The sequence below is a fragment of the Paracoccus sp. FO-3 genome (assembly GCF_006386455.1).
Classification (GTDB): Bacteria; Pseudomonadota; Alphaproteobacteria; order Rhodobacterales; family Rhodobacteraceae; genus Paracoccus; species Paracoccus versutus.
Window position 1 is genome coordinate 1 of sequence record NZ_VCBQ01000171.1, and the last position, 6,123, is coordinate 6,123.

Sequence of the window (6,123 nt, forward strand, 5' to 3'; positions counted from 1 at the left end):
CAACCGCAGAAGGACACCCCGACATGAACTCCCCCTCCAACTCCCACCCCGGCAGCGCTGCCGACGGAAGCGGAGGCATGCTTACAGCAGGGCCGTTTGGCCGTTATGGTCGGGGGGAGGGGACAACTTGGCGGAAATCACAGGTGGCGGACAGGAGCGGGACAGAAACAGAAATGGCCAGGGTTCGGGCACGGCTGGCCGAGCTGGATAAGGAACAACGTCTGCTTCTGCAGGAGCTTTCGGCGCTGGAGGCCCAGCAAACCGCAGAAATAGCCGCGCAAGCCAAACGTCCATCCTTTGAAAATGCCCCCGTCACCAACATGTCGACGTCGGGCGAGAAGGTCGAACTGTTCCGCAACCTGTTTGCTGGCCGCCCGGACGTGTTTCCGGTGCGATGGGAAAACCGCAAGACAGGACGCGCCGGCTATTCGCCTGCCTGCTTCAATGAATGGGTGAAAGGCATCTGCGGAAAACCGACTGTCAAATGCGGGGACTGCAAGCATCAGCGGTTCATACCCCCCGACGCCAACGTCATCGAACGGCACCTGCGGGGCGGCGATGGCCCTTCGGCTGACTTCGTGGCCGGCGTCTATCCGTTGTTGCGAGACGACACCTGCTGGTTCCTGGCGGCGGATTTTGACAAGGATTCATGGGCAGAAGATGCGGGCGCGTTGCTCGAAACCTGCAGAGCAAAAGGAGTGCCTGCGGCGCTTGAACGATCCCGATCGGGCAACGGCGGCCATGTCTGGATCTTCTTCGGGGAACCGGTGTCGGCTCGGACTGCCCGTCAGCTTGGATCGGCGCTGATCACGGAGACCATGGAGAGGCGACCGGAGATCGGCTTTGCATCCTATGACCGCCTCTTCCCGAACCAGGATACTATGCCCGTTGGCGGCTTCGGAAACCTGATCGCGCTGCCGCTCCAGCACAGTGCCCGGAGGGTCGGCAACAGCGTCTTCCTCGATCAGGATCTTCAGCCATACGAAGACCAGTGGGCGTATCTGTCGACGCTTCCACGGATGTCTGCGGAGGCGGTAGCCGATCTTGTTGCGGCTGCTGAGGCATCTGGTCAGGTGCTGGCAGTCCGGATGCCGGTCGATGATGAAAACGCTGACGAGCCCTGGAAAATGTCGCCGTCGCGACGCCCGAAGGCAAAGCCTGCGGACGTGGTGGTTCCTCCAAACATCAAGGTAACAGTCGCAGATCAGGTCTATATTGACCGAACCGGGCTGCCCTCTGCGATGATTGCCCAATTGGTACGGGTCGCAGCTTTCCAGAACCCCTAATTCTATCGGGCGCAGGCGATGCGGCTGCCCACCTTCGGAAAGCCTCGCGTGATCTCCTGTGCCGAGCTGCACCCGCGCCACGTTGCCTTGCCTCGAGGCTGCTTTGACGAGGCGGTTGAAGTCCTGACCGAATACGGTGCGCAGGCAGAACTGGACGACCAGCGCAGCGATGGAACCCCGCTGCCGAACACGGTTCAGTTCCTTGGTGAACTTCGGCCGCCGCAACAACGCGCCTTCGAGTCCCTCACCGGGCATGATACTGGCGTTCTAGCCGCGACCACGGCCTTCGGCAAAACCGTCGTCGCGGCGGCCCTGATTGGTCATCGCGCCCGAAATACGCTGGTTTTGGTCCATCGTCGGGAACTTCTCGACCAGTGGGTTGAGCGGCTGAAGACCTTCCTTCAAATCGACCCCAAGCAAATCGGCACAATTGGCGGTGGAAGGCGGAAGCCGACAGGCGTGATTGACGTGGCGCTTATCCAGAGCTTGGTCAGAAACGGCGAGGTCGACGACATCGTGGCTGACTACGGCCAGTTGATCGTCGACGAATGCCACCACCTGTCTGCGGCGAGTTTTGAACTTGTCGCGCGCAGAACGAAGGCGCGCTATGTCGTCGGTCTGTCGGCAACCGTCGCCCGAAAAGACGGGCACCATCCCATCATCTTCATGCAATGCGGCCCCATACGGCATCAGGTTCATGCCAGATCGCAGGCCGCTGAGAGCGGCATTCGGCATCGGGCGCGCGAGCGTCACACGCGGTTCAAACTGCCTGAAGTGCTTGCGATGGCGGAACGGCCCGCGATGCCCGCAATCTATGCCGCCTTGGCTGAAGATGCCGGTCGAAATGATCAGATCTTTGATGATGTGCTGAAATCTCTTGAGGCGAAGCGGTCACCGATCGTGCTGACCGAGCGCAAAGACCATCTGGATTATCTGCAGCAGCGGTTCTCCAAGTTTGCGAAGAATCTGGTCGTGCTACGGGGTGGCATGTCGGCGAAAGATCGCAAGTCCGCCGTCGCTGCGCTGAATGTCCCCCATGAAGAGGAACGGCTGATACTTGCGACAGGGCGCTACATCGGGGAGGGGTTTGACGACACCCGGCTCGATACCCTGTTCCTGACAATGCCAATCGCGTGGAAAGGAACACTGGCGCAATATGTTGGCCGCCTGCACCGGCAACATGATGGCAAGAAGGACGTTCTGGTCGTGGATTACGTGGACAGTGCGGTGCCGGTCCTGGCGAGGATGGCTGCAAAACGGCGATCTGGGTATCGCGCGCTTGGCTATGTGATGGAATAGCAGCGCCCCACCCTGTGCGGGACGCTGCTGGTATGTGGGCCGGCAAGATCTCAGGACGGTGCGATGGTCATTGCCGGGTCTTCGTGCTCGTCGCGGCCGCAAGGATTGCCATCAGCTTGTCAGACGGCGGCCGGAACTTGCCCGGCTTGATCAGTGGGGCATGACGCGCTTCGAGAAGGGCGAGCTTCTCGGTCGGGTCCGCGCGCAAGTACATCTCGGTCGTCTGGAGGCTGGCATGACCCAGCCAAAGGGCGACCTTGCGGACATCACCTGTAGCCTGCAGCGTGTGCATGGCGCAGCTGTGCCGCAGCACATGCGGGGTCACGTGCTTGTCGGCAATCGAAGGGGTCGCGCGTTCGGCCACGGCCACATGTTGACGGAGCCGATAGGCAAAACCATCCCGTGTCATCGGGCCGCCATCGCGGTTCAGGAACAGTTCCGGCCCGACATCGTTGGGACGGACGGCCAGCCAGGCCCGAATGGCTTCTTGCGTCTCCTTCCAGAGCGGCAGCACCCGCTCCCGACGTCCCTTCCCAAGCACCCGGATGTTTGCGAACGAGCCCCGCGGGAAATCGTCCATCCGAACTGCGAGAAGTTCAGACGCCCGCAATCCTGCGGCATAGGCCAGGTGAAGCATTGCCCGGTCGCGCAGCCCTGCCGGCGTTCTGCAGTCTGGCGCTGCAAGAAGGGCGCGCACTTCCTCCTTCGTCAGGTAGTCGATCAGCTTGGCATCCGTACGTTTGACGGGCAGTGCCCTGATCATCATCGCCTGTTCCAGACAAGCCGGACGCCGTGGTTCAAGGAAGCGGAAAAATGCCTTGATCGCTGCCAGCCGTGCATTGCGGGATCGCACGGTATTGGCCCGACCATCTTCGATGTACTCGAGAAAGGCCCTGATCAGTCTGACGTCGAGATCCTCGATCGTAAGGTCAGAAGGCTGTCGTTTAAGGCGTTTGGCCGCAAACCGTAGCAGGAGGGTGAACGCGTGGGCATAGGCGGCGATGGTATGTTGGCTGGCGCCACGCTCATCGGGCAGATGCTTCTGCAGGAAAGCCGACAGGTCCGGCGCGAGCGGGGTCATGCTGCACCCCCGATCCACGTCTCTTCCGCCCTTGCCGCGATCATTTGCAACAAGACGGGGGTGGCTTCGAGATACCAATAGGTATTGGCGATATCGACATGGCCGAGATAGGTGCTCAGGGCCCTCATGTGCCGCAGGACCGACTGCAGATCGTTCCCGCAGGTCTCGAGGGACCGAACCGCGAAGGTATGGCGCAAATCGTGTAGCCGGGGGCCGGGACCAGTCGGATTGCGGTATCCGAGCTTGCGCACGATCCGTACGAAGACCACGTGTGCTCTCGTCGCCGTCGGTGCGTGACCGTGCCCGAGCACGAAAAGGTCATGACCGGCATCACGGACGATGCGTCGCCGATCGAGATAGCGCTCCAACGCTGCACGGGTCGAGGCGTGAAGAGGGACAAGGCGGCTCTTGCCAAATTTGCCCTTGCGGATCATCAGGCCATCTTCCGTCAGGTCGTCGCAACGCAGGGACAATGCTTCCGAGATGCGCAGACCTGTCGAGGCCAGCAATCCGAACAGCGTGTGATAGGTCTGCGGGCTGATCGGGGTCAGGCCTGGAACCAGCAGCGCCTCCGCCAGGATGCCATTGATCTGGTTCTGCGACAGGATGTGGGGAGCGGGTCGGCGGCGCCTTGACCGGCCGAACAATCCTGCGACTGGAACCTCGTGCTGCGCGTCCTCTGCATGCAGGAACATCGCGAAAGCTCGGGCCTGATCATATCGGTCTTGTGCAGAATTGGGCGTGGCCGCCCTGCCTGCCCACTCGAGGATTAGGGCCACGGTTACGTGCGCATCAGTCCGGTCAGCAGCAAATGCGGCGAACTCGCGCAAGGACCTCTCATGTTTGACAAACCCCATTCCGAGGGCGCGATGCAGGTTGATGTAGCGGTCGACATGGCGATGCATCATGCTGCATACCCCGGCCAAGGCTGGGCCACGGCCCCCAGCATATCGACATCGACCTTGGCGTAGATTGCGGTTGTGTCGCGTGAAGCGTGGCGCAGCGCGGCCCCAATCTGATCCAGTTCCGCCCCACCGCGCAGCCATGTCGAAGCCAGCGAATGCCGAAACACATGTGCGCCGGTCGGCAGGCCGACGAAGCCGCCGCGGGAAAGGACTCGAGAGACGATACCGGCGATCTCGGCCGATGAGCGAAATGGGGTGAAAGGGGCTTGGACGCGCAAGAAGACCCGATCGGATGCAACCACCGGGCGGGCGTCCTCGATATAGGCGAGCAGCGCATCACCGACGTCTTGCGGCAAAGGCATAAACACCCCACGTCGGCTTTTGCCGTGCAATCGCAACCTGCTCGCGCGCCAGTCGATGTCGCGGAGATGGAGCTGCCAGATATCGCCAGCCCGAAGGGCCATCCGGGCGAGAAGCAGGATGATGGCGCGGTCCCGCACCTCAACCGCTGTGCCTGTGCCGCAGGACGCGACGATCTCTTCGATGGTCGAAGCCGGGATCGTCTTTGGGACGGTCGAAAGCCTGCGTCGCACCCCGGACGGCACCGCAAGAAGCAGCGACGGAGCACACAACCCCTCGCCGATCATGAAACGCAAGAATGTGCGCAAGACTGTTATCGTCATGCGGACTGACGATCGGGAGCGGTCCTCGCCTTGATCCAGAACGATCGAGCGGACGGCCTCGGCGGTGATCCCCAGCGGTTCGGATCCAAGCTCTGTCAGCCAGCGGCCCAACTCATGCCGATAGCGCCTGATCGTCTCGGACGTGGCGCCGCGCTCCCGGCGCAGCCAAGTGGCAAAATCGGCGACGCGTAGATCGGCCGGTAGTTCCGTGGACATGGCCACCGGGATTACCCCCTCCTCTCTGAGGAAAGACACGAAGGCGCGGGCACCACGGCGGCGATCCTTATTGCCGGTGCCCTCGACCCGCTTGCCGCGTTTGGTCTTGATCCCGCACTGGCAGTCGTGACGGGCAAACTGCTCGATCAGGTCATTATCGATATGGCTGGCCGAAATACGTTGCTGCAGAGCCCATTCCGCAAAATGCCGCGCCTGACTTATGCGGGAGTTGTAGGTGACCTTGCCGTAGCCTTGGCCGGCAAGCCGCGCGGAAAAGCCGGCCAAATGCGGGCCAAGCCGGGCAACCTCGTCTGGAATGGCCACATGGCCGGTATCTTCCAAATAGCGAAGAAACCTCCGGACCTCGGTGATGTAAGCGGGGTCCCGCAACTGCGCGGCGCTATAGCGGCCGCACCGGCAGCGGTGTCGCGCAAAACGACTGATCGCCGTAGTATCAAGATCCTTGATCGCGATATGCCGGTCGGCGACCCACTTCAGGAAATGCCGGGCGGCGCTGAGCGCGCCAGCAGACAAGTTGGGATTATCCGCAAGATAACCAGAAATAAGTGCTTGGCCGCTGACAGCCCCGGCGGCTGCGCTGCCGGGGTGAGAGTTGGAGGGGGAGGTCATGTCGGGGTGTCCTTCTGCGGTTG

At 61.8% G+C, this 6,123-nt stretch carries 5 protein-coding genes; 2 read left to right on the forward strand and 3 right to left on the reverse strand.

Annotated elements, in window-relative coordinates:
* Positions 1-173: 173 nt before the first annotated feature.
* Positions 174-1,286 (forward strand): hypothetical protein, encoded by a 1,113-nt coding sequence (locus FE811_RS28010; RefSeq protein ID WP_219848955.1) that lies wholly within the window; start codon positions 174-176, stop codon positions 1,284-1,286.
* A gap of 18 nt (positions 1,287-1,304) precedes the next feature.
* The gene (locus FE811_RS28015) at positions 1,305-2,585 is read left to right on the forward strand and encodes a DEAD/DEAH box helicase (RefSeq protein ID WP_219848957.1); all 1,281 of its coding nucleotides are present in this window, start codon (positions 1,305-1,307) and stop codon (positions 2,583-2,585) included.
* Between the two features lie 67 nt (positions 2,586-2,652).
* On the opposite strand, the gene FE811_RS25325 is transcribed toward FE811_RS28015, so the two are convergent.
* The 3 genes from FE811_RS25325 to FE811_RS25335 all read right to left on the reverse strand — a co-directional run.
* Complete coding sequence (locus FE811_RS25325; protein WP_140849273.1) at positions 2,653-3,666, reverse strand: tyrosine-type recombinase/integrase; 1,014 nt, start codon at positions 3,664-3,666, stop codon at positions 2,653-2,655.
* Positions 3,663-4,574: a tyrosine-type recombinase/integrase gene (locus tag FE811_RS25330; protein WP_140849275.1), complete on the reverse strand. Its 912-nt coding sequence runs from the start codon at positions 4,572-4,574 to the stop codon at positions 3,663-3,665. The genes FE811_RS25325 and FE811_RS25330 overlap by 4 nt, the downstream gene beginning before the upstream one ends.
* Positions 4,571-6,123: tyrosine-type recombinase/integrase (locus FE811_RS25335; protein ID WP_370362706.1), on the reverse strand; the 1,553-nt coding region annotated here is incomplete at its 5' end. The genes FE811_RS25330 and FE811_RS25335, both read right to left, overlap by 4 nt.

Bases quoted from the DNA above. Each gene is read 5' to 3' on its own strand.
- FE811_RS28010 (WP_219848955.1), top strand. From the start codon at position 174: ATGGCCAGGGTTCGGGCACGGCTGGCCGAGCTGGATAAGGAACAACGT.
- FE811_RS28015 (WP_219848957.1), top strand. From the start codon at position 1,305: ATGCGGCTGCCCACCTTCGGAAAGCCTCGCGTGATCTCCTGTGCCGAG.
- FE811_RS25325 (WP_140849273.1), bottom strand. From the start codon at position 3,666: ATGACCCCGCTCGCGCCGGACCTGTCGGCTTTCCTGCAGAAGCATCTG.
- FE811_RS25330 (WP_140849275.1), bottom strand. From the start codon at position 4,574: ATGATGCATCGCCATGTCGACCGCTACATCAACCTGCATCGCGCCCTC.